The sequence below is a fragment of the Paraglaciecola polaris LMG 21857 genome, from assembly GCF_000315055.1.
Taxonomy (GTDB): Bacteria; Pseudomonadota; Gammaproteobacteria; order Enterobacterales; family Alteromonadaceae; genus Paraglaciecola; species Paraglaciecola polaris.
In genome coordinates this window covers 256836-278331 of sequence record NZ_BAER01000044.1, presented here as the reverse complement: position 1 = coordinate 278331, position 21496 = coordinate 256836, and the positions used below count along the sequence as shown (strand labels likewise).

Sequence of the window (21496 nt, the reverse complement as noted above, 5' to 3'; positions counted from 1 at the left end):
AACAAAACGCGCAGGGCCCATATTACATGAAGATACTCGTTACCGGCGGAGCCGGATTTATTGGAAGTGCCGTTGTCAGGCATTTATTAACAAATAGCCTAGATAGTGTAATCAATGTTGATGCATTAACATATGCAGGCAATACCGAGTCAATTCCCACTGAATTGCACAGCGATCGTTACATTTTTGAGCAAGTTGATATTTGTGATGCAGCGCAAATAAAGCGTGTTTTCAACGAGCACCAACCCGATGCCGTAATGCATCTTGCTGCTGAATCACATGTTGATCGCTCAATAGATGGCCCAGGAGCGTTTATTCACACCAACGTTGTAGGCACGTATACTTTGTTAGATGCTGCCCGTGAGTATTGGCAGAATTTGCCAGAAACTCGTAAATCTCAATTTATTTTTCATCATATTTCAACTGATGAAGTTTACGGCGATTTACCTCACCCTGATGAATTGCCAGCGAATAGCGAGCTGCCGTTATTCACTGAAACCACCCCATATGCACCAAGTTCGCCGTATTCTGCTAGTAAGGCTAGCTCAGATCATTTAGTGAGAAGTTGGCAACGGACCTATGGTTTGCCTACTGTCATTACCAACTGTTCAAATAACTATGGCCCCTATCACTTTCCCGAAAAATTGGTTCCGCATGTTATTCTAAATGCGTTAGCTGGAAAATCATTGCCAGTCTATGGCGATGGTAGTCAAATTCGCGATTGGTTATTTGTGGAAGATCACGCTCGAGCGTTATGCTTAGTTGTTAAATCGAAACGGGTAGGGGAGACGTTTAACATTGGTGGCCATAACGAGAAACGAAATCTTGATGTGGTGCGCACTATCTGTGAACTGCTGGATGAGCTCGCCCCCAACATAGAGCTGATAATATTACACAATACGCAGATTTAATTACTTTCGTAAAAGACCGACCTGGCCATGACGCTCGATATGCCATTGATGCAGGTCGAATTCAACGAGAATTGGGATGGGCACCTGAAGAGAATTTTGTTTCAGGTATGCGCAAAACGGTTTTGTGGTACCTCAATAATGAGTCTTGGTGGCAACGCGTATTGTCTGGCAAGTATAAATTAGGACGATTAGGCGAAGGAGAATAAGCATGGCAGAGTATAAAGGTATTATTTTAGCAGGTGGCTCAGGCTCTCGTTTACACCCCATCACCCAAGGTACATCAAAGCAATTATTGCCTATTTATGATAAGCCGATGATTTATTATCCGCTTTCTGTATTAATGTTGGCAGGCATTAAAGAAGTGATGATCATCACCACACCAGAAGATCGCGCTAATTTTGAGCGCTTGCTAGGTAATGGTGACACTTACGGTATTAAAATTGAATACGCTACTCAGCCAAGTCCCGATGGCCTTGCTCAGGCGTTTATCATCGCTGAGGATTTTATTGGCGATGCTAATGTGAGTTTAGTACTCGGTGATAATATTTTCTATGGTCAGCACTTTTCTGACAAACTCAAAGATGCCATTAAGGTAAATAAAGGCGCAACTGTCTTTGGTTACCACGTCACAGATCCTGAACGATTCGGTGTGGTTGAATTTGATAAAGACAAAAAAGCCGTCAGTATCGAGGAAAAACCCGTTACGCCTAAGTCAAATTACGCCGTAACTGGGCTGTATTTTTATGATAATGATGTCATCGAAATTGCGAAAAATATCAAGCCTTCCGTTCGCGGTGAGCTAGAAATTACTGATGTCAATCTCGCCTATCTTAGCAGAGGAGATTTGAATGTGTCTTTGCTGGGGCGGGGGTTTGCTTGGTTAGATACCGGGACCCACGACTCTCTATTAGAAGCAGGGCAATTTGTGCAAACTGTTGAGCACAGACAGGGTTTGAAGGTAGCCTGTTTAGAAGAGATAGCCTATCGCAATAAGTGGATAGATAAGGAACAACTTCTAATACAAGGTAATAGCCTGGCAAAAACAGGTTATGGCCAATATTTACTTAAAGTCGCCGCAGGTTACGAATAAAGCAACATTCATTAAGAGTTTTTAATATGCAAATTACCCAAACAGCGTTAAACGATGTGGTTATTTTCGAACCAAAAGTGTTCGGCGATGAAAGAGGTTTTTTTATGGAAACCTTTCGCGCCGATGTTTTCACACAAACCACTGGCGTTGAATCACTGGTACAAGACAATCATAGTAAGTCTCGGCAGGGGATCCTGCGTGGACTGCATTACCAGTTAGAGCATACGCAAGGCAAATTAGTACGCGTGACCCAGGGTAGCGTATTCGATGTCATTGTAGATTTGCGTCAATCATCATCTACCTATGGTCATACATTAGGCCTTGAGTTATCAGCTAAAAACAATAAGCAGCTTTGGGTACCTCCAGGATTTGCTCATGGATTTTATGTGACCAGTGAAACGGCTGAGTTTGTATATAAATGCAGTGATTATTATTATCCCCAGTCTGAAGTTTCAATATTATGGAACGATCCAGCTTTGGGTATCGACTGGCCTTTAGTAAACGGTAATCAGCCTGCATTATCGGAAAAAGACCAAGTCGGATGCTTATTTGCAAACGCACCTAAATTCGCCTGATTGTAAAAAATGGACATATCGTGAGAGTACTGATTACGGGAAAAAATGGTCAACTCGGTTGGGAATTAGTCAACCGAGCGCCAGCTAGCGTTAACCTTACTGCATTTTCGAGTACCGAGCTTGATATTACCGAGCAGCAAAGTATACAAAACGCAATGACAAGGGTTCGTCCCGATGTTGTCATTAATACCGCGGCTTATACTGCAGTTGATAAAGCCGAAACTGACAGTGACAAAGCGTATGAGGTTAATGCACAAGGCGCAATTAATCTTGCACAAGCCTGTAAAATAGCGAATGTCCGATTGCTGCATGTATCCACAGATTTTGTATTTGACGGTACAAAACATTCTCCCTACCTAACTACAGACACGCCGAATCCTCTTGGGGTATACGGTGCGTCAAAGTTAGCGGGTGAAATAGGGGTGCAATCGCAATTGCCCGATTCGGTCATTGTTAGAACGGCATGGGTTTACTCCACTCATGGCAATAATTTTGTCAAAACGATGCTGCGTTTAATGCAGGAAAAAGCGCAATTGGGTGTGGTATCAGATCAAATCGGCACCCCAACTTACGCAGCGGGTTTAGCGGATTGGTTATGGGCCGTGTGTCAAAACGATAGCGTTAGTGGTTTATATCACTGGACTGATGCAGGTGTCGCCAGTTGGTATGATTTCGCCGTCGCCATTCAAGAACTGGCGCAGGAAAAAGGCCTATTAAAAAAGATGATACCAATTTTGCCGATTTACGCCGAGCAATATCCAACACCAGCAAAGCGTCCACCATATTCGGTTATTGATAAAACGTCAGCCGAACAAGACAGCGGTGTGCAAACGACACATTGGCGCAAGCAATTGTCTATCATGCTCGACGAATTAGCTAAGCCATAAAATAAAGTTCGTCGTCAGTTGCCGCTAACGAAATTGATGATGATTTTATTCGTTAGTGGTTTGCATATAATCAAAAACATCGATATTAAATTTTGTCAGTAGCTCCATAAGCGCGATTAACGGTAAGCCCACTAGTGTATTCGGGTCACGTCCATTGAGGCGAGAGAATAAACAAATCCCTAATCCTTCACTTTTGAAACTGCCAGCACAATCATATGGGGTTTCTAATTCTAAATAGCGGGTGATTTGTTTTGTTGAAAGCGATTTGAATGTCACGTCGAAGGTTTCTACTATCGTCTCACTTTTACCAGATAAAGCATCACAAACGGTGAGTCCAGTATAAAAGGTAACCGTTTTCCCACTTAAGAACGCGAGTTGCTCATATGCTCGCTCGAAATGGCCCGGTTTACCGAGTATGACACCCTCAACACAGGCAATTTGGTCAGAACCAATTACAACACCTAACTGATGGGCTGCAACGTTCTGGGCTTTTGCTAGGGACAAGCGAGCGACGAGATGCCCAGGGCTTTCATCAATAATAGGTGTTTCATCTACTTCAGGTGCAGACGTAGAGAAGGGGATGCAAAGCTTAGCAAGTAACGTTTTGCGATATAATGAGGTTGAAGCAAGAATTAGTTTCATCAAATTAACGACCTGTATTACAATTGTCGGCCGACATAAAAGCATAAATTGCTTACATTACATAGGACTTAAGATTATATTTTCTTTGACTAAACCCTTTTCAGCCTTTATGATGCGCGCGCTATGCAGAAAGTAAAATTACCTAAACGACTTGACCCTATCAAAAGTGCCACAAAATGCTCTGAATATCAGGGTGTGATGTTAACGGCTGATATGCCGAGATTGGTTGGTACCGTTGCTGGCATAGACGATGAAGTTGATATCGAAGTAAAGTTTTTAAAAGACGAGCAGGGTCTTTCCTATTTCGAAGGTCAAATTCATTGTGAAACATCACTCATCTGTCAAAGATGTAATGGTGTTTTTACTCATCCTTTAGATGTGTCGTTTTGTTTCAGTCCTGTGCAGGGATTTGATGATGAAAAGACCGATGAGTTACCGGATATTTACGACCCGGTAGAGGTCAATGACCACGGAGAAGTCAATTTACTTCAAATCTTTGAAGACGAAATGATTTTATCTTTGCCCATTGTCGCCCTTCATGCAGAGGAGGATTGCGGCACAAAAGCAGAGAATATGTCATTCGGAAAAATTGAACCGGTCGATGAACGTCCAAACCCGTTCGCGGTTTTGAAAGAACTTAAGCGAGACTAGGAGCAAACTAATGGCAGTACAAAAGAATCGTAAAACTCGTTCTAAGCGTGGCATGCGTCGTTCGCATGATGCGTTGGGAACTGCGACTATGTCTGTAGATTCAACATCAGGTGAGACGCACATTCGTCATCACATTACCGCTGATGGTTACTACAAAGGCAAAAAAGTTCTCTCATTATAATTTGAGATATCTTTGCGTCATCTAACCTTAGCGTTAGATATTATGGGGGGCGATAACGGCCCCCATATTATTCTATCCGCCGCATTTAAAGCCCTGAATGAATTCCCCCAACTCCATTTGATTTTTTGTGGCGATGAAGGTGTTATTTCATCTTGGTTAAAACAACACACCTCTATTTCCCTACAACGATATTCAGTTGTACATTGTAACCAACAGGTTTTAATGGCTGATAATCCGGCATCCGCGTTACGACACAAAAAAGACTCGTCAATGGCTTGTGCTATACGGCATGTCCAAGATGGACAAGCTGATGCGTGTGTTAGTGCTGGAAATACAGGCGCATTATTAGCGATGGCTTGTTCGCAATTAAAAACCTTAGCAGGGGTCAATAGGCCCGCATTAGTTTCCAGTCTTCCCACCGCAAAAGGACGTAAAGTTTATCTATTAGATTTAGGCGCAACAGTGCAATGTGATGCCCAAACGTTATTGCAAAATGCGGTGATGGGGTCTGTACTGGCCCAAGAAATAGCGGGTATTGAAAGGCCTCGTGTCGCCATTTTGAATGTAGGCGAAGAGCAAATTAAAGGCCCTGCAGCAATCAAACAAGCTAACGCTCTGTTAGCAGCCAATAAGCAAATTAATTATATCGGTTTTGTTGAAGGTGACGATATTTTCAACGATATTGCAGACGTAATTGTAACGGACGGTTTCTCAGGGAATATCGCGTTGAAGTCTTGTGAAGGTTTAGTTAAGTTATTGATTGAACAAATAAAACGAGATGCTCAACGTAACTTGTTAAGTAAAATAATGGCAAAACTGGCCCGTCCGTTATTACGCCGACTTTATTTACGGGTGAACCCCGACCAGTATAACGGCGCGAGTCTGATAGGATTGCGCGGAATTGTGGTCAAGAGCCACGGAAATGCCTCTGATGAGGCTTTTTTGTATGCCATTAGAGAAGCAATACAAGAAGCCAATAGGCAAGTTCCCACTAAAATTAAAGATAAGATAGAAAACCTCTTGATGGAGCGCTCTTAATAAATGAATTCTAGAATAATTGGTACTGGTAGTTACTATCCAAGCGAAGTGCGTACTAACGCAGATTTATCCTTAATGGTTGATACCTCAGACGAGTGGATAACTGACCGAACTGGTATCAAAGAACGTCGAATTATAGGTGCCGACGAAACAGCCGCGAGTATGGGTGTTGAAGCTAGTAAAAAAGCCTTAGAAGCTGCGGGTATCGATGCTAAATCTTTGGATATGATTGTATGCGCAACGACCAGCGGTCGTTATGCACTGCCTAGCACAGCGTGCGAAATTCAAAAAGCGTTGGATATCGACGGTATTCCAGCATTTGATGTGGCGGCGGCTTGTGCGGGTTATTGTTACGCTTTGAGCGTCGCCGACCAATACATAAAATCCGGTATGGCAAAACGTATATTGGTTGTGGGTACGGACTGTTTAAGTCGTATGATCAGCCCAGAGGACCGCACTATGGTCATACTGTTTGGCGATGCTGCTGGAGCAACGATTATCGAAGCCAGTGAAGAACCAGGCATTCTGTCTACTCACATTCATGCAGCAGGATCTTATGGTGACCTACTTGCCATTGGCAATCCGACCCGTGGCGACGAGGCATCCATACATGAAAATTGGGGCTCGATGAAGGGTAACGAAGTTTTTCGTGTGGCGGTGACTAAATTAAGCGAAGTAGTCGAAGAGACATTAGCTGCTAACAATATGCAAAAATCAGATTTAGACTGGTTGGTTCCGCACCAAGCTAACTTCCGTATTATCAAGGCAACAGCCAAGAAATTAAACATGTCGTTGGATCAAGTCGTATTGACCTTAGAGCGCTACGGTAATACCTCAGCAGCTACGGTGCCAACGGCATTAGATGAAGCCATTCGCGATGGCCGTATAAAACGTGGGCAAAACCTCCTGCTAGAAGCGTTTGGCGGTGGATTTGCGTGGGCATCTGCATTAGTTCGTTATTAACGGTAGGTATGTTATTAAACAGACTTATCGGCTTAAATATCTTAGTGAGTAAATGAAAGGAAGTGTTATGTCAAAACGCGCGTGGGTGTTCCCCGGACAGGGCTCACAAACAGTAGGCATGTTAAAAAATTTAGCGGTAAATCATCCGCAAGTCGAAGAAACATTTAGCCGCGCAAGTAAAGTGTTGGGTTATGATCTTTGGGACGTTGTACAGAATGATAGTGCTCAAACGTTAGGCCAAACTCAGGTTACCCAACCCGCTTTATTAGCTGCCAGTTACGCTATATTTCAGGTGTTAAAGGCACAAGATGCAAGCTTGCCCCATTATCTGGCAGGCCATAGTTTAGGTGAATACTCCGCTTTGGTCTGTGCAGGCGTATTAACGTTTGAAGACGGCATCAAATTGGTAGAAGCTCGTGGCCAATTTATGCAACAAGCAGTGCCTAAAGGGGTTGGCGCTATGTATGCGATAATCGGTTTAGAGGATGCGAAAGTCATTCAAGCTTGTGCTCAGGCAGAAGGTGAGAGTCGACAAGTCGTGTCGGCAGTCAACTTTAATTCTCCTGGCCAAGTTGTTATCGCAGGTAATGCACAAGCGACTGAGAAAGCCGCAGAATTATGTAAAGCAGCAGGGGCAAAGCGAGCCTTACCGTTATCGGTAAGTGTACCGTCGCATTGTGCATTGATGAAACCCGCGGCTGAGAAATTGGCTACATTATTTGATTCAATCGCGTTTAATGCGCCGACTATTCCTGTTGTGAATAATGTAGACGTAGCGATTGAAAATAGTCCGCAAGCAATTAAATCTGCACTTTTGCGTCAGCTATACAGCCCAGTTCGTTGGACAGAAACAGTCCAAAAACTTGTGTCATTAGATGTCAATCAGTTACATGAAATTGGACCCGGTAAAGTATTAACCGGTCTGATCAAACGTATCGATAAATCATTGAGCTGTGATGCAGTTAATAACCCTGAAACGGTTTCCGTTATTCGTTAAACAGTAGAGAATATACATGTCTGGATTAGATGGAAAAATTGCGCTAGTGAGCGGTGCAAGTCGTGGAATTGGTAAAGCTATCGCCGAACAATTAGTCAATGATGGGGCTATTGTTATCGGTACTGCTACTTCCGAAAACGGTGCACAAGCAATTAGTGCGTATTTAGGCAATAAAGGCAAAGGAATGGTGCTAAACGTTTCTGATGCCGAGTCTATGAATACTTTGTTATCTGATATTGCAGAACAATTTGGCGTGATTGATATTTTGGTCAATAATGCCGGTATCACACGTGATAACTTGCTTATGCGTATGAAGGATCATGAGTGGCAAGATATTATTAACACTAACCTGACGTCAGTGTTTAATATGTCTAAAGCAGTTTTACGTGGCATGATGAAAAAACGTTGTGGTAGAATCATTAATATCGGCTCTGTCGTTGGCAGTGCAGGTAATGCCGGCCAAGCTAACTATGCAGCAGCGAAGGCTGGGGTAATAGGCTTTAGTAAATCCATGGCGCGTGAAGTCGCTTCTCGCGGTATTACGGTTAATGTGGTTGCGCCGGGTTTTATCGATACCGATATGACCAAAGCATTAAGCAACGACCAACGTGAAGCCATTTTTAAAGATATTCCAGCGAATCGCTTAGGCTCTGTTCAAGAGGTAGCTTCAGCGGTTGGCTTTTTAGCTAGTAATAGCGCTGCTTACATTACGGGTGAGACCCTACATGTAAACGGTGGAATGTTTATGGGGTAGTGTGTTTAAATAATAACCGAGGTTGTTAAAAACATTGCTTGCCTGTTATTTTTTGTTGATTATTATATAGTTTTTAGTGGTTCGACCAGTAAAAAACTTCAAGGTCTTGCTTGCAAGGCAGTGGGTTGGTGAATACACTACTCGAAATTTATATCTAGCGACTTTTAAGGGAAAACTAGAATTATGAGTGACATCGAAGAACGCGTTAAAAAAATCATTATTGAACAACTTGGTGTTAAAGAAGAAGAAGTAAAATCAGAAGCCTCGTTTGTTGATGATTTAGGTGCGGATTCTCTAGACACAGTTGAATTGGTTATGGCTTTAGAAGAGGAATTTGATACTGAAATTCCTGACGAAGAAGCAGAAAAAATTACCACAGTTCAATCTGCAATTGACTACGTTAACGCTCACAAAGACGCGTAAACAGTTTTTAAAAACGGCTCTTTCTGAGCCGTTTCTTTTATCTATCACACCAAATTTAAATTACGTTCGGAGGCCAAAGTGGCTAAACGTCGGGTTGTAGTAACCGGTCTAGGCGTACTCTCTCCTGTGGGCAATGATTATGCATCCACGTGGCAGAATATCGTCAACGGTCAAAGTGGCATAGGTCCTATTACCGTTTTTGATGCATCAGAATATACGACGCATTTCGCAGGTGAAGTAAAGGACTTCAACGTTGAAGATTACATTGCCAAAAAAGAAACCAAAAAAATGGATAAATTTATCCAATTCGGTATTGCCGCTGGCAAACAGGCTTTAGCCGATTCAGGTTTGGCGATCACTGAAAAAAATGCCGCTCGTGTTGGCGTCGCTATTGGCTCAGGTATCGGTGGATTGAGTTTGATTGAAGAAAATCACACTAAGTTGCTTAACTCCGGTCCTAAACGTATATCGCCTTTTTTCGTTCCAGCAACCATTACCAATATGATTTCAGGTTTTTTGTCGATCATGGAAGGGTTAAAAGGCCCTAACTTAAATATAGTGACTGCCTGTACAACAGGTGTACACAATATTGGCGTAGCTGCACGTATCATAGCGTACGGAGATGCAGATGCGATGTTGGCAGGTGGCGCTGAAGCGTCAATTTGTCCATTAGGGCTAGGTGGCTTTGCTGCAGCGCGAGCGTTATCTACACGCAACGATGCACCTGAAATAGCCAGTCGTCCTTGGGATAAAGACCGTGACGGGTTTGTCATGGGCGAGGGGGCAGGTGTCGTCATGTTAGAAGAGTATGAATCTGCAAAAGCTCGTGGTGCTAAAATTTATGCTGAACTTGTCGGTTTTGGTATGAGTGGCGATGCATACCATATGACGTCTCCTCCAGAAAATGGTGAGGGAGCGGCTGCGGCAATGCAAAACGCGCTAAATGATGCATCGATTAATGCACGCCAAGTGGGTTATATCAATGCCCATGGTACATCAACACCTGCAGGTGATATTGCAGAAGTGGCAGCAGTGAAGAGCATCTTCCAAGGTTACGCTAAAAAAGTACCGGTAAGTTCAACTAAATCTATGACCGGCCATTTATTAGGTGCTGCTGGTGCAGTTGAAGCGATTTTCACTATCTTAGCCCTGCGCGATCAAGTGGCCCCACCAACGATCAACTTGGATAACCCTGGTGAAGGATGCGATTTAGATTTTGTACCCCATGAAACGCGATCGGTAAACATGGAGTACGCCTTATGTAACTCCTTCGGTTTTGGCGGCACAAATGGTTCGTTATTATTCAAAAAAGTGTAATTATTAACCACTAAGACAAGTTTATTAGTAACCAGACAAAGCCTGTAATATCATTGCTATTACAGGCTTTTTTCGTTCAATTATATGAATACAACAGATAAAGATAACGCATGATTGTAAATGGTTTACCCGCCACACAGATAGATATTGCCGACAGGGCGATGCAGTATGGTGACGGATGTTTTACGACTATGGCCGTAAAAGATGGCAACATTGAATTGTGGGCCGCGCATTTAGCAAGACTTGAAGGCTCTTGCGAGCGCTTATATATACCATTTACCGCTTGGGCACAGCTTACTCTCGACGTTATCAATGCAGCACAAAAAGAAACACTGGCAGTACTTAAGGTTATTATCTCCCGGGGTGTGGGTGGTCGCGGTTATAGCCCAACGGGTGCTGACAATCCGAGTTATATTATCACTCGTCACGCCATGCCGGTGCATTACCATAATTGGCGAGAAGGCGGTATAGAATTAAACATCAGTAATATTACCTTGGCCAAGCAACCTATATTGGCGGGATTAAAGCATTTAAATCGATTAGAGCAAGTGCTAATTAAGCGAGAACTTGCCCTAGATGCATTTCATGACTGCGTCGTGCTTGATACTGACAGCAATATTGTAGAATCATCTGTGGGCAACATCTTTTGGTATCATGATAATGCTTGGTTTACTCCTTCACTTGAATTTAGTGGCGTTAATGGCGTTATGCGTAACCATGCTATGGCATTTTTAAAAGATTCAGGTATGCCTGTCTTCACGTGCAGAGAGGGACTAAGCACTTTGCAATCGGCACACGAGGTATTTGTGTGTAACAGTTTAATGGGCGTGGTGCCCGTTAACTCAATTGAATACAATGACGGGCATCGTGCTTATTATTTAAGTGATAAAACTCGCGAAGTGCAACAGGGAGTAGCCCATTACAATGTCTAATATCCGAGCCGCGGTATCGTGAAAATTAATATCATCAAAGGGACATCGTTACTGATCACCGTCATAATAGTGACTCTAATGACGGGTTTTTACTATTTAAAGCAACAAGCAGAGAAGCCGTTGCAATTAGCAGAACCTAAATTGCTCAGTATCCAAAAAGGTCAGTTTTCCAATAGCATTTTAAGACAGTTAGAACAGCAAAAACTGGTGAAAAACACCCTCGGTCTGAAAGTGATTCTGAAATTAATGCCGGAGTTAGCCAAGGTAAAAGCGGGCACCTATGAGTTACTTCCGGGTATGAACGGCATTGATGTTTTTCGCCTTATTGCCAGCGGTAAGGAAAAACAATTTGCCATAACGCTCATTGAAGGACTCAGGTGGCGTGACTGGCGAGAGCAACTCGTCAAGAATCCTCACATTACACTAAGTGAAAATTTCGATGAGAACATCGCTCGTCTAATCCATGACTTGCCAGGTAATTCATTAGAAGGATGGCTTTTGCCGGACACTTATCACTTTGTCGCCGGTACAACAGCGTTTACCGTCGTTAAGCGAGCGTATCAGGCAATGCAAGGGGAGTTGCAAACATTGTGGCAAGCACGGCAGCATAATTTACCGTATATCTCTGCCTATGAAGCGTTAATAATGGCGTCTATTATCGAAAAAGAAACGGCCAGGGCGGACGAGCGCGAACGTATAGCTGGGGTTTTTGTCAATCGCCTACGATTGAATATGCGTTTGCAAACGGACCCAACGGTTATTTATGGTATAGGCGATATGTTTGATGGTGATATACGTCGCAAAGATTTGCGAACGGCAACACCCTACAATACCTATGTCATTAGGGGCTTAACACCGACTCCAATTGCGATGCCCAGTCGTTTGGCCATATTCGCCGCACTCAACCCTTTACCCACTGAAGAATTATATTTTGTGTCAAAAGGGGACGGTAGCCATCATTTTTCTGACACACTGCAAGAACACAATCGGGCAGTGCGTGAGTACCAGTTAAATAGAAAATCAGTTAACAAATAGTTATCGATATATAGGAAGTGTTGTTTTGATCCCAGCAGGTAAGTTTGTAGTCATTGAAGGCTTAGAAGGCGCCGGTAAAAGCACCGCCGTAAGCATAGTCAAATCCTGTATCGAGCAAGCAGGACATAAATTAACCTGCACCAGAGAGCCAGGCGGAACGGCCATGGCGGAAGCTATTCGTGAGTGCGTAAAAAAAGATTGGCAACACGAAACCGTGACCACCGAGGCTGAGTTACTGCTGATGTATGCTGCGCGAGCTCAGCTTTTGCATAATGTTATCCTCCCCGCGCTTGATGACGGTGTATGGGTATTAGGCGATCGACATGACATGTCATCCCAAGCATATCAAGGTGGAGGCAGAGAGATTCCCCACTCATTAATTCAGCCCCTTAGGGATATTACCCTGAAAGGTTTTTGTCCTGACTTTACCTTGTATCTGGATGTGGAGCCGTCTGAAGGATTGAAACGCGCACGAGGGCGCGGTGAGCTCGATCGTATTGAACAGCTTGATATAGCGTTTTTTGAACGCACCCGAGCGCGTTATCTTAGTCTTGCAGAGCAAGATCCCCATTGCGTGATAATCGATACGATGCAGTCTATTGAACAAGTGCATGTCGATATTAAACATGCCATGCAACAGTTTTTGGCGCTGTAGATGTATTCTTGGCTACAAGCATCACTTGATCAACTGTGTCAGCGTGCATCCCAGAATAGGTTACATCACGCACTGTTGTTAAAGGGATTCAAAGGGATAGGAAAAACTAAATTTGCCGAACAACTAGGACGCTTTCTCCTATGTGCAAATAAACAAACCGTACCTGAGCAAGGTTATGCGGCTTGTGGGCAATGCCAATCTTGTTTATTGCTTGGGGCTGGTAATCATCCTGACTTGTACGAAATCCGCTCCGATAAACAAATTGGGGTTGATGCGATACGTGAAGCAATAAAGAAGCTCTCAGGCTCTTCCCAGCTATCCGGTGCTAAAGTATTGGTCATTCATGACGCGCACACCATGACCGAGTCGAGTGCCAATGCTTTACTTAAAACCCTAGAGGAACCCACCAACAACACATTTTTGTTGCTGTTAAGCGCCCAAGCAGAGCGATTATTACCCACCATATTAAGTCGTTGTGAAAAGGTCGCGTTGGCGAGTCCTACTAAGCAGGCTTGTATCGCTTGGTTAAAGCAGCAAGGCTATCAAAACGTAGACGACGCTATGTTGCGCTTGTATGGTGCTTCACCGCTTTTGTTGATTGAGCGACTTAACACACCTCCTAAAATTAACTATCAAGATGTGATCCAGAGTATTGACGCGCTAAGAACCGGTCAAGCCGATGCAGCAGACCTTGCCATTAAGTGGCAGGATGAAGCAATCAACATGGTTAAGTGGTTACAGATTTGGTTAGTCGATCAGCTAAAAAAAGATGCGACTAACGCTGAATCTCTGTGGAAAATGCATAGTCTGTGTGTCAGTGCTAACGTGCAATTACGTAATCCAGGCGTGAATAAAACTTTGGTATTAGTCAACATATTACAGTCAATGGTAAAGTAGAACTTAGCCCGTTAGGTTGAAACCCTTATTGCCAAAAAAGACTGACGTTTTAACTTTTAAAATAGGAAAATTTCTTGTTTGTAGATTCTCATTGCCATCTTGATCGATTAGATAAAACCCCGCAAGAGCTTGCTGAGGTACTCCATTTTGCACAGCAGCGAGGCGTAGAACACTTCCTATGTGTGTGCGTATCAGTGAATGACTTTCCTGCCATGATGGAGTCCATAAAGCCGTTTAATAACGTGTCGGCATCATGTGGCGTGCACCCTCTTCATCAGGATGAAGCATGCTCCTATGACGAACTTCTTAAAATGGCTAGCTCTGACAACATTGTGGCTATTGGCGAAACCGGCTTGGACTATTTCTATAGTGCGGATACTAAAGACGTTCAGTTAACGTCGTTTGTTGATCATATTAAGGTCGCCAATAAGCTTAACAAGCCGCTGATCATTCACACTAGGGATGCTCGCCAAGACACAATTGAACTACTAAAACAGCATAAAGCACCGAATACCCAAGGCGTTTTACACTGCTTTACGGAAGATTGGGAAATGGCAGAAGCCGCTATAGCGTTAGGCTTTTATATCTCGATTTCTGGCATAGTGACCTTCAAAAGTGCGCAAGCACTACAAGAAGTGGTCAAAAAAATCCCGTTAGAAAAGCTACTGATCGAAACAGACTCACCTTGGCTTGCGCCAGTGCCTTATAGGGGCAAACAAAATCAACCGGGTTATGTACGAGAAGTCGGTGAATTTATCGCTGAGCTTAAAGGTGTACCTGTGGAAGAACTGGCACGTATCACCACAGATAATTTTTATCGGTTATTTAATATTCAAAAATAAACGGCCGCATGACAAACTCGCCGTATCCCACTGGTGCCCACAAATATTGACTTCACGTCCCAAATGTTTAAACGCATTTGGGACGTGACAACTAAATTGGCGCTGTTTCGTTGGGAGAAGCGATTCGATTTTTATAACCAAAATAGCAAATTGCCACCGCCGTGAATAACCAAGCACCGTTAATCCAATGAGCCGTTATCGTGATGCCACTTGCTGAAAAACGCACATAATAACTTACAATCAAAGCAACTAATGTAAAGCCAGTCAGGCTTGTTAACCCATAACGGCAGTCGCTTTCATTTTTTACATACAACGACCATCCGATAGACAGCAGTACCACGCCCCAAAAGATAGCAATAGCAGAAAACGCAAACATAATTTGCATGAATGCACTAACAGCCAAGGCCAAAGGCATTCCCCATACTATTGCCACCCATGCATCATTAATAAAGTCTCTGCCCTGGCGTTTTTCTAGCCAGATATTTACACCCGTAACACTGACAATACTGAGCGCGATACCAAGTAACACGTAGGCAATTTGAACACCTAGGTTACCAAAATGACCAAAGTGAATGCGATATACTGAAAAAATGCCTTGGCGTCCTGCCACTCCATCGGAAAAACCCGCTTTATTGATATACTCCCCATTGTTATCAAAGCGATATTGCTCCGCATAAATTAATCGATCAGGGTAGCGCACACCGATAATAATATACTGTTGCGGTGTGCCCACATCTTCAATGGTGACGTAAAATGGCGCATAGTCACTTAGGTCGACGCCATCGCTTGATGCTAGTTGTTTGTCGGTATCGTTATTGCCATCATTGCTCACCGGCTTATTTATGTTCTGTTGCAGCACACTGGCTAAATTCGTCAAGGCTTTGGCCACATTAGCGGTTTGAATCGGTTGAGATAAAACCGGCTCACTGGAAAATACATCTGCCATGAGAGCTTTACTATCACCTTCATAAAACGCGAACGAAAATACATAGGCAAAAATCATCGCAAGTCCAAAATAGGCCCCCGTGATACCTATCATCAAGTGAAACGGTGCTGCCCACACACTTAGACGATTATGCAGATCACGCTGTTTATGCTGATTTTGCGCACGAATACGTAATTTAAACGCATCTTTAAAAATTCTACGGTGGGCCATAAATCCAGAAACAACCAAGCCACATAACAACACACCAAATAGACTCACCAACACTAAACCAATGCTTGGCGGTAAATGTAGCTCTATGTGCAAGTTCACAAGAAAATCTTTCCATGGGTGTAACTTTTGAATGTCTAGGCTACCGTCTTGTTGAATAAAATGGCTTTGTTGTTGTGCACTGATATAGCCTCTTGGGTATGCATCGGTTGGCAGTACCATAGTGATATCATGAATACTCTCACCTTTAGGGATCTGACTAAGCCTTTGTTCGTAAGCACGTTGTAAGGCATCTGGGGCTAATTGAGAATATTCGACAACGGAAGGTTGCTCCCAGCGTTCGAATTCTGGATAAAAAACAGCGACAGCACCCGACAAGCAGATGATGTACATCAAGGCACCGCTGAGCAAGCCAAGCCAACCATGTCCTGCTAATGATTGGCGGCTGATACGAGGAGAAATAGTTAACATATTAAGACCAAAATAAAGAAAGGGCGCTGATACCAGCAAGCATACTCAGTAACACTATGGGTTTTGCTTTACGCCTAGATGAAATGGTCCAAAAACCAAATACTCCCCATAATAGGGGCATAGTCAGAGCACTAAGTGCCATAACATTCACCGTATCTATCCCGATAAACCCAAACAGGCTCATACTGACCAACATTGCACCTACACCTGCAAATGGCAGGACTAATAGCAAATTGACGACATGCTTGCTTAGATTACGCACCTTATAAACAGGTTTGCCTTTAAGTACTGTGGTTCGGCGATAAGAGACAGCGCCTTGTGTTGAGCCTTTTTTAAGTACACTTGCTTTTGACTTAAGTGTTGACTTAATACTGAGTAGCCATGCACAGCTGCATACCGTCAGCGCTACGTAGACAACCGCCAACTCGACAGATCCGTCGTGCCACAGCCAAGGTGAAACGAGAATGATTAGCCAGCAAAACAACAGGATAATCGATTTAAATTTAGGTTGAAATTGCCAGCAAAAAAACAGCAACAGCATAGCCATCAGCGCACTGGCGCCAGCCATGAAAGACAAAAACATTGAAGATCTTCCCTGAAGAAAGTGACAAATCTAACGCATATTAATGATAATGATTACTATTTGCAATTTATCTTTGATTCATCCTAAACATTAACGTGTGAAACAAGTGGTAATTTAACCTTTAAGGCAGGGAAGTTAGTGGTGATACCGAGTCGCGGCACATGCTTACCTTTAAACCCCTGTACGTGATCAGACCAAAACGTTTTCAGTTATTTCTAAGATGCATACCGGCCGAAGAAGACAACCATAAGCACTCTATCGTATTAATAACTTGAGGTTACTGAGTCGGATGTTTCGCTCAATACGTCATAAGCTAACTGCGTTTTTTCATGGGATGGGCTATTGACCACCACCACCCAATTTCCCTCTTGGCTATCGTCGCGAGTTTGATTGACTACGGCATCTTGGTCGGGCCTAAGAGACACTAAACCGGCGATCAGTAGGCCCAACAAAAAAACCCAGTATCGATAACGCAATCGCCGTTAGCACTGGGCTGCTTTGCGTATAAGCCGGACCGTAAAAAGCTAATACTCCAGCACTGATTAAGCCTAGAATGACACCAATTGTGGCGGATAATAAATGCGTCTTGAGCATGAAAAATCCAACTTGTTTGTCATCGCTTTCCAAACTGTTGTCAAACTCGTTATCGTGGGGAGCGACGAGAAAAATATCATGAGTATCTATGCCCGAACGCGTTTTTACCGCATCCAACGCTGTTTTAGCCGTAAACTCATTTGAATAAGTCGCACTGACTTTACCTCTAATTTCATTACTCATATCTTGCCTCTATCGTGTTCGTCGATGTGATGAACATCAACTGACCATGCTAGTTAGAAGTGAAAATGCAAAACCCATACCTGAATCTTCGCTTGACGCAAAGTGATGATACGTATTGCCCAGCACATGCCTGTATACAGTGGTGCAAGTTGCCTGCACAGATGCGATATGCTGAAAATGACAACTGCGGATCACTGATGACAAAACTTCAAACCGGAAAATATTACCCACTCATCGATAAATATTGCGCCTTATGGTAAATCCGGGTTAAGGATAAGACGTACGCATACTGGTGCTGGCGTTATTCTCAGTCAGCTATACAGACTGCAACAGCCGCGAGTTAGGCTTTTATACCAAAAGTGGCAAGTTCACCCATTAAATTCAGACAAGTTGGCGCGTTATACGCTTATTGTGTGGTCTATCACTGCTATTTCAGATGAGAAAAATATGACAAACAAACATGAGCCATTGGGATTATTCAAAACAGAACCTGGTTATAGGGTGCGATTATGGGCTCCTAACGCGACTAATGTGGCAATCCGTGGAGAGTTTGATGGTTGGAGTAACGAAGGGGTAAATCTGTCGAAAGACAACGATGGTGTATGGTATGGCTGTGCGCCAGAGCTTAAAAATAATCAGCAATATCAGTTTAGTATCACCACCGAGTCGGGTGATATTTTAAAACGCAACGATCCAAGAGGACGACTGTTAACTAACAGTGCTGGCACATCTGTCGTTTACGATGACGACTATATTTGGCCAAAGTCAGAATTCATGCTTGCTAATGTCGAAGCACTGGTTATTTATGAACTGCATATAGGGACGTTTAATTGTACTTATAATACTGCCAATAAACCGGGTACATTTCGCAGCGCCATTGAAAAGCTAGATTATCTTAGTGAACTAGGAGTGAACTGTATTGAAGTCATGCCGGTAAATGAATTTGCTGGTGATTTTAGTTGGGGCTATAACCCAGCCTATCCCTTTGCGGTCGAAGAAGCCTATGGTGGTCCAAACGGGTTAAAGGACTTAGTTAGAGAAGCCCATGCCCGGAATATCGGAGTGATATTGGACGTGGTATACAACCATTTTGGTCCAAGCGATTTGCACCTTTGGCAATTCGATGGTTGGTCCGAAAATGAAAAGGGCGGCATCTATTTTTACAACGACTGGCGCAGCGACACCCCTTGGGGAGACACCCGACCTGATTATGGCCGGCCTCAAGTGCGCCAATATATCTTTGACAATGCCATGATGTGGTTAGAAGAGTTTAAACTGGATGGCTTACGCATGGATATGATCCCATATATGCGCTCGGTGTCAGGCACTGAAGATCCAAAGGATTGCATTAAAGAGGCATACGGACTGTTGCGCTGGATTAACGCTGAAATCAAAAACCGTTACCCACATAAATTGGTGGTAGCAGAGGATCTGCATGGCAATGATTTTGTCACTGATCACCATGAACATAACGGCTTAGGTTATACCGCCCAATGGGATGCTGATTTTGTGCACCCAATTAGAAACGTGCTCACGCAGCCCAATGATGACGATAGAGATCTTAACCTGGTGTCGAAAGCGTTAACCCGCTGTTATTCAAGCAATGCGTTTAGCCGAGTGATATATGTCGAATCCCATGATGAGGTCGCAAACGGCAGTGCCCGATTAGCCGAGGAGATAGCACCAGGCAACGTAGATAAAGACTATTTTGCGCGACAGCGTTCGGTAATTGGCGTGGTTCTCACTCTAACGGCACCCGGTATTCCAATGTTATTTCAAGGTCAGGAGCTATTAGAGGATCTGTGGTTCGACGATAAAGATCCTATTGATTGGTCGCGTCTTGATAAATTCCCACAATTGAATCAAGCTTATAAAACGCTCATTTCATTACGTAAAAACAGTATCAGCTTGCAAGGCGAAAACGTATCTATCCTACATATGGATCACGCTAACAAAGTATTGGCTTACGAGCGTAAAAACATAAGAGATGATGACGACGACAAAGCACCAGGGACGAGTCCATCAGTATTAGTGATCATCAACTTTAAAAATCAACGTTTCGATAATTACCTAATTCCAGATTTTGATAATCAACAATGGAAGTGCGTTTTTAATTGGCACAATGGCTATATTGAGCCTAATGAGTTCGCGTTTACCCAAACAGGTGACAACAAGTGCGGTAAAATTAATATCGGTGAATATCAAATACTGATATTCGAGCGCCTGATGTAAACATCTTAAGCCCAGCCATGCCGCTAAACCTATAAAGCACGAGGAACCGTCGCCGCAGCCTGTTGTTGTATATCCGTAGATATATACACAGATAATGTTGATAAATCAGCGTGTCCCGCATTCTTCATCACGACCTGCAATGGCGTACCTGCTGCAATTGAAGTGGTGATCCCGGTATGGCGCAGGGAATGAACACTAAACTCACGTAGTTCTAGTGCTTCATGGGGATGAGTAATTGCCAGTAAATCAGCGGTGCTATCAAATACGGTACGTACAATGGTACGTATTGCCTCAATCCCAAGCTGAGCATGTAAAATGCCAGCTTCTCGACCATGTGTACCGGCCTTGTGACGCACAAATAGGGGCGTCTGTTCATCAGGTTCAGGTAAATCCGCTAATCCTAAGTAACGGCGATAACTTACTAAGCATGTTAAAAGCGCCTCAGGGCAGGGGATCATTCTGCTTTTACCGCCTTTACTACGAGGTATTTTAAAGATCCATTGGCCGCTTCTATGCCGAATGAAACTACTCATCATCGGCGTATACCCTGGCCTAGCGGCGATTTCCGAGACCCTAGGATAAAGCGAATAAAGTAAGGCAAACAACAATTTTGTCCGTTGGTGTTTCTCGGGTTGTGTTTCTGCAAGTTGGTTTACCCGCTGCCACACGCTTGTCCACTGCAATTCACTTAATGCTTTATCTTCTTCTGGTGAATCAATCACATGGGTATTATTAACGTTAAGCCTACGTAGCAACACGGCAGCCGGGTTTTTATCACAGTATTCCATATCACTTAAAAATAAGAAAAAACCGCTCAATAAAGACAACTGGGCTTTTAGCGTGGAGGTTTTACGCACATATCGGGTTGCGTCTCGTAATACAAATGGCTGCCATTTGGGGTTTGGTTCTAAGGCCTGACTTTCTTTGTTTTCAATAAAGAACGGATACGACGCATGTGTAATCAAATGTGCCGGAGGCTGATTGCAAAAATCAACGAATTTACGTAATTGCACGCGGTCTATGTGGGAAATTGCACATTTTTTCACCCACCAAGCCCAATTAAACAATAGATTTAGTTCGCTACGAATAGATTTAAAATTATTTGCATTGAATCTATTTTCCGCTAGATATTCTATGGCTAACTCATAGCTGTAGGCGGCATCCGGGATCGTTTTATCAATCTGCATGACGCGCTGATTAATATATGAAACGCCCACGTCAAGCTGGTCAGCATGGGGGAATAAAGGCATAAACTCGACAGACATGGAATTCGTTAATTTGAGAATAGTGGCTTTTATTATAACTGTGTGTTTATACAGTTATAAGTATTTATCTATCTTTTTACCTGTTAATCCCGAAAAATACGAAAACAAAGTGCCCTGACGTTAATAATTAACGATATTTTATCGCTTGTAACTGGCGCCTTAACAGCACTAAATGGCATAATCTGCTCCGTAAAGCCATGATGGCCCTCATACTGTTATAAGCTG

Annotated in this window: 23 protein-coding genes and 1 pseudogene; 18 read left to right on the top strand and 6 right to left on the bottom strand. The window is 43.3% G+C overall.

Going from position 1 to position 21496, the window contains the following annotated elements:
- The first annotated feature begins 26 nt into the window (after nucleotides 1-26).
- From rfbB to rfbD, 4 genes and pseudogenes are all read left to right on the top strand, one after another.
- Nucleotides 27-1117: pseudogene (gene rfbB, locus GPLA_RS09505) on the top strand (dTDP-glucose 4,6-dehydratase).
- 2 nt (nucleotides 1118-1119) lie between these two features.
- The gene (gene rfbA / locus GPLA_RS09500) at nucleotides 1120-2001 is read left to right on the top strand and encodes a glucose-1-phosphate thymidylyltransferase RfbA (protein ID WP_007104670.1); all 882 of its coding nucleotides are present in this window, start codon (nucleotides 1120-1122) and stop codon (nucleotides 1999-2001) included.
- Nucleotides 2002-2027: 26 nt separating this feature from the next.
- Nucleotides 2028-2576 carry a dTDP-4-dehydrorhamnose 3,5-epimerase gene (gene rfbC, locus GPLA_RS09495; RefSeq protein WP_007104669.1) on the top strand — a complete coding sequence of 183 codons (549 nt, stop codon included), beginning with the start codon at nucleotides 2028-2030 and terminating at the stop codon, nucleotides 2574-2576.
- Nucleotides 2576-3463 (top strand): dTDP-4-dehydrorhamnose reductase, encoded by an 888-nt coding sequence (gene rfbD / locus GPLA_RS09490; protein WP_407636146.1) that lies wholly within the window; start codon nucleotides 2576-2578, stop codon nucleotides 3461-3463. Before rfbC ends, rfbD begins: the two co-directional genes overlap by 1 nt.
- Nucleotides 3464-3508: 45 nt before the next feature.
- Here rfbD and GPLA_RS09485 read toward each other — a convergent pair whose 3' ends face one another.
- Entirely contained in the window at nucleotides 3509-4105 is a 597-nt protein-coding gene (locus tag GPLA_RS09485) for a Maf family protein (RefSeq protein ID WP_007104667.1), read from the bottom strand.
- Between the two features lie 123 nt (nucleotides 4106-4228).
- On the opposite strand from GPLA_RS09485, the gene yceD reads away from it, so the two are divergent.
- From yceD to GPLA_RS09420, 13 genes are all read left to right on the top strand, one after another.
- Nucleotides 4229-4756 (top strand): 23S rRNA accumulation protein YceD, encoded by a 528-nt coding sequence (gene yceD / locus GPLA_RS09480; RefSeq protein WP_007104666.1) that lies wholly within the window; start codon nucleotides 4229-4231, stop codon nucleotides 4754-4756.
- A gap of 10 nt (nucleotides 4757-4766) precedes the next feature.
- Entirely contained in the window at nucleotides 4767-4937 is a 171-nt protein-coding gene (rpmF, locus tag GPLA_RS09475; RefSeq protein WP_007104665.1) for a 50S ribosomal protein L32, read from the top strand.
- Nucleotides 4938-4949: 12 nt separating this feature from the next.
- The gene (gene plsX / locus GPLA_RS09470; protein WP_007104664.1) at nucleotides 4950-5975 is read left to right on the top strand and encodes a phosphate acyltransferase PlsX; all 1026 of its coding nucleotides are present in this window, start codon (nucleotides 4950-4952) and stop codon (nucleotides 5973-5975) included.
- A gap of 3 nt (nucleotides 5976-5978) precedes the next feature.
- Nucleotides 5979-6938 carry a beta-ketoacyl-ACP synthase III gene (locus tag GPLA_RS09465; protein WP_007104663.1) on the top strand — a complete coding sequence of 320 codons (960 nt, stop codon included), beginning with the start codon at nucleotides 5979-5981 and terminating at the stop codon, nucleotides 6936-6938.
- A 67-nt stretch (nucleotides 6939-7005) separates the two neighbouring features.
- A complete protein-coding gene (gene fabD, locus GPLA_RS09460) occupies nucleotides 7006-7935 on the top strand; it encodes an ACP S-malonyltransferase (protein WP_007104662.1) in 930 nt (309 codons plus the stop codon).
- Between the two features lie 16 nt (nucleotides 7936-7951).
- Nucleotides 7952-8689 (top strand): 3-oxoacyl-ACP reductase FabG, encoded by a 738-nt coding sequence (gene fabG / locus GPLA_RS09455; RefSeq protein ID WP_007104661.1) that lies wholly within the window; start codon nucleotides 7952-7954, stop codon nucleotides 8687-8689.
- A gap of 183 nt (nucleotides 8690-8872) precedes the next feature.
- Nucleotides 8873-9112, top strand: coding sequence for an acyl carrier protein (acpP, locus tag GPLA_RS09450; protein ID WP_006993870.1), 240 nt, complete (start codon nucleotides 8873-8875; stop codon nucleotides 9110-9112).
- 78 nt (nucleotides 9113-9190) lie between these two features.
- Nucleotides 9191-10429 carry a beta-ketoacyl-ACP synthase II gene (gene fabF, locus GPLA_RS09445; RefSeq protein WP_007104660.1) on the top strand — a complete coding sequence of 413 codons (1239 nt, stop codon included), beginning with the start codon at nucleotides 9191-9193 and terminating at the stop codon, nucleotides 10427-10429.
- 110 nt (nucleotides 10430-10539) lie between these two features.
- Nucleotides 10540-11361, top strand: coding sequence for an aminodeoxychorismate lyase (pabC, locus tag GPLA_RS09440; RefSeq protein WP_007104659.1), 822 nt, complete (start codon nucleotides 10540-10542; stop codon nucleotides 11359-11361).
- A gap of 18 nt (nucleotides 11362-11379) precedes the next feature.
- Nucleotides 11380-12396 carry an endolytic transglycosylase MltG gene (gene mltG / locus GPLA_RS09435; protein WP_083882026.1) on the top strand — a complete coding sequence of 339 codons (1017 nt, stop codon included), beginning with the start codon at nucleotides 11380-11382 and terminating at the stop codon, nucleotides 12394-12396.
- 25 nt (nucleotides 12397-12421) lie between these two features.
- Nucleotides 12422-13051: a dTMP kinase gene (tmk, locus tag GPLA_RS09430; protein ID WP_007104657.1), complete on the top strand. Its 630-nt coding sequence runs from the start codon at nucleotides 12422-12424 to the stop codon at nucleotides 13049-13051.
- Nucleotides 13052-13948: a DNA polymerase III subunit delta' gene (holB, locus tag GPLA_RS09425; protein WP_007104656.1), complete on the top strand. Its 897-nt coding sequence runs from the start codon at nucleotides 13052-13054 to the stop codon at nucleotides 13946-13948.
- Between the two features lie 74 nt (nucleotides 13949-14022).
- On the top strand, nucleotides 14023-14790 hold the full coding sequence (locus GPLA_RS09420) for a TatD family hydrolase (protein ID WP_007104655.1): 768 nt from the start codon (nucleotides 14023-14025) through the stop codon (nucleotides 14788-14790).
- A gap of 91 nt (nucleotides 14791-14881) precedes the next feature.
- On the opposite strand, the gene GPLA_RS09415 is transcribed toward GPLA_RS09420, so the two are convergent.
- From GPLA_RS09415 to GPLA_RS09405, 4 genes are all read right to left on the bottom strand, one after another.
- The gene (locus tag GPLA_RS09415) at nucleotides 14882-16414 is read right to left on the bottom strand and encodes a PepSY-associated TM helix domain-containing protein (RefSeq protein ID WP_007104654.1); all 1533 of its coding nucleotides are present in this window, start codon (nucleotides 16412-16414) and stop codon (nucleotides 14882-14884) included.
- A 1-nt stretch (nucleotide 16415) separates the two neighbouring features.
- Nucleotides 16416-16997, bottom strand: coding sequence for a hypothetical protein (locus tag GPLA_RS09410; protein ID WP_007104653.1), 582 nt, complete (start codon nucleotides 16995-16997; stop codon nucleotides 16416-16418).
- Nucleotides 16998-17260: 263 nt separating this feature from the next.
- Nucleotides 17261-17422 (bottom strand): hypothetical protein, encoded by a 162-nt coding sequence (locus GPLA_RS23965; protein ID WP_226993083.1) that lies wholly within the window; start codon nucleotides 17420-17422, stop codon nucleotides 17261-17263.
- Nucleotides 17412-17774, bottom strand: coding sequence for a hypothetical protein (locus tag GPLA_RS09405; RefSeq protein WP_007104651.1), 363 nt, complete (start codon nucleotides 17772-17774; stop codon nucleotides 17412-17414). Before GPLA_RS09405 ends, GPLA_RS23965 begins: the two co-directional genes overlap by 11 nt.
- A 447-nt stretch (nucleotides 17775-18221) precedes the next feature.
- Here GPLA_RS09405 and GPLA_RS09400 point away from each other — a divergent pair, with 447 nt between their 5' ends.
- The gene (locus tag GPLA_RS09400; RefSeq protein WP_007104650.1) at nucleotides 18222-20006 is read left to right on the top strand and encodes an alpha-amylase family glycosyl hydrolase; all 1785 of its coding nucleotides are present in this window, start codon (nucleotides 18222-18224) and stop codon (nucleotides 20004-20006) included.
- Between the two features lie 29 nt (nucleotides 20007-20035).
- On the opposite strand, the gene GPLA_RS09395 is transcribed toward GPLA_RS09400, so the two are convergent.
- The gene (locus GPLA_RS09395; RefSeq protein WP_007104649.1) at nucleotides 20036-21271 is read right to left on the bottom strand and encodes a tyrosine-type recombinase/integrase; all 1236 of its coding nucleotides are present in this window, start codon (nucleotides 21269-21271) and stop codon (nucleotides 20036-20038) included.
- Nucleotides 21272-21496: the final 225 nt, after the last annotated feature.